At 61.7% G+C, this 1322-nt stretch carries 1 protein-coding gene; it reads right to left on the bottom strand.

The window, feature by feature from the left end; translation table 11 throughout:
- Positions 1-184: 184 nt before the first annotated feature.
- The gene (locus BLT09_RS33345) at positions 185-1267 is read right to left on the bottom strand and encodes a transposase (protein ID WP_091600672.1); all 1083 of its coding nucleotides are present in this window, start codon (positions 1265-1267) and stop codon (positions 185-187) included.
- Positions 1268-1322 lie beyond the last annotated feature (55 nt).

Raw genomic sequence — 1322 nt, 5'->3', positions numbered from 1 at the left:
CATATGCGCTAAGATAGCTTTGGCATGGCCTGAAATTTGCGCTTTCGTGGTGGCTCACGCCATCGATGTCGCAAGGCACGGAGGTTTTGGCGCAGGATTGCCAAGGGGGGTTGAGTAAAGATGGCCGCGATCAGGGAGGCGACGATCTGGCGGCTGGCGCGCCACAGGAGCGGGCGCCCGTCGCTCAAGGGGGAGAGACACCAAACTCCTGCGAGAGGGGTTCGGTCACAAGCGCGATGAGGAAGTGGGCAAGAATCCAAGGCTTTGCGATCCTTGGGTCTTTGGCGGGGGGAGCGCGCAGTCCGATCAGGCTCTTGAGACGTTTGAAGGCGAGCTCGATCCGCCAGCGCATGCGATAGAGCTTGAGGACTGTGTCGGCGTCAAACTCATCCTGGTCGAGCGAGGTCACAAGGATCACGAAGCCGGCGGCAATCAGCGTCTCCTGTCGAACCTGCGTGCCCTTGGCCTTGGCTTCCTTGTTGATCTTGCGCCGCGCTTCTTGTGCGGCGGCCTCGGATTTGCGCAAGGCGATCAGGCGCATCTTCAGGGGATCGCAGTTCTTGAGGCCCAGCCAGACAGGCGTTTCGATGACCTCCTCCCGGCAGTTCTTCAGGTGGCCGATGAGATCGAATGGCTTACCGCTGGAATCGAGCCATCGCACATTCTTCCACGCCGCGCGCACGAGAACGTCGCCGCCTTGCGCTAGGACCTTTGCGATCCGCTCGGCCTGCAGATAGGCGCGGTCGCCGATGCGGATCTCGCCCGGTATCACCGGCACGCGGTCGATCAGCTCGGCCTCGCTCTGGTCGGTGATCTCGATGAAATCGAACTGCTCGCGCTCAAGCTCGAAGGCGCAGTGCATACGCCAAAGGCCATTGTTCTTCTTCTCATGCGCACCGGCCTTGGCAACCGCCGTCGCATCAAGGATGCGGATCAGCCGGCCTTTGGGCAGGCCTTTCTCCTCGCGCTTCAAAAGATACCCAATCAACTGCTGCAGCCACGGCCCTGCGTTGCGCAGCCGGCCGAGCAACGCCACGTCCGAGATGTCGGCGATCCCGCTCGCCGCCGCCCAGGCCACGACGCCCCGCATGCCCACCTTGCCAAGGCAGTAAGCCAGTGTCAGGCGCAACAGATCAGTAGCCGACCTGACGCCCCGCGGTCGCAGGAATGCCTTCGTCTCGCGAGCACTCCCTGCGATCAACTCTTCACCGCCGAGAAGCTCAATCGTCTCGGTCCAGCCGTCATCTACAAGCGATTCGTGAGTCATCGCAGCGTAGAATCACAACCGATTCCCCGCTGCAACTCCTATCTTAGCGCACATG

Origin of the sequence: Mesorhizobium muleiense (assembly GCF_900099905.1) — a bacterium.
Taxonomy (GTDB): domain Bacteria; phylum Pseudomonadota; class Alphaproteobacteria; order Rhizobiales; family Rhizobiaceae; genus Mesorhizobium; species Mesorhizobium muleiense.
Note: the sequence above shows the minus strand (reverse complement) of the source record. Positions and strands in the feature narration are given on the sequence as shown.

Bases quoted from the DNA above. Each gene is read 5' to 3' on its own strand.
- BLT09_RS33345 (WP_091600672.1), bottom strand. From the start codon at position 1,267: ATGACTCACGAATCGCTTGTAGATGACGGCTGGACCGAGACGATTGAG.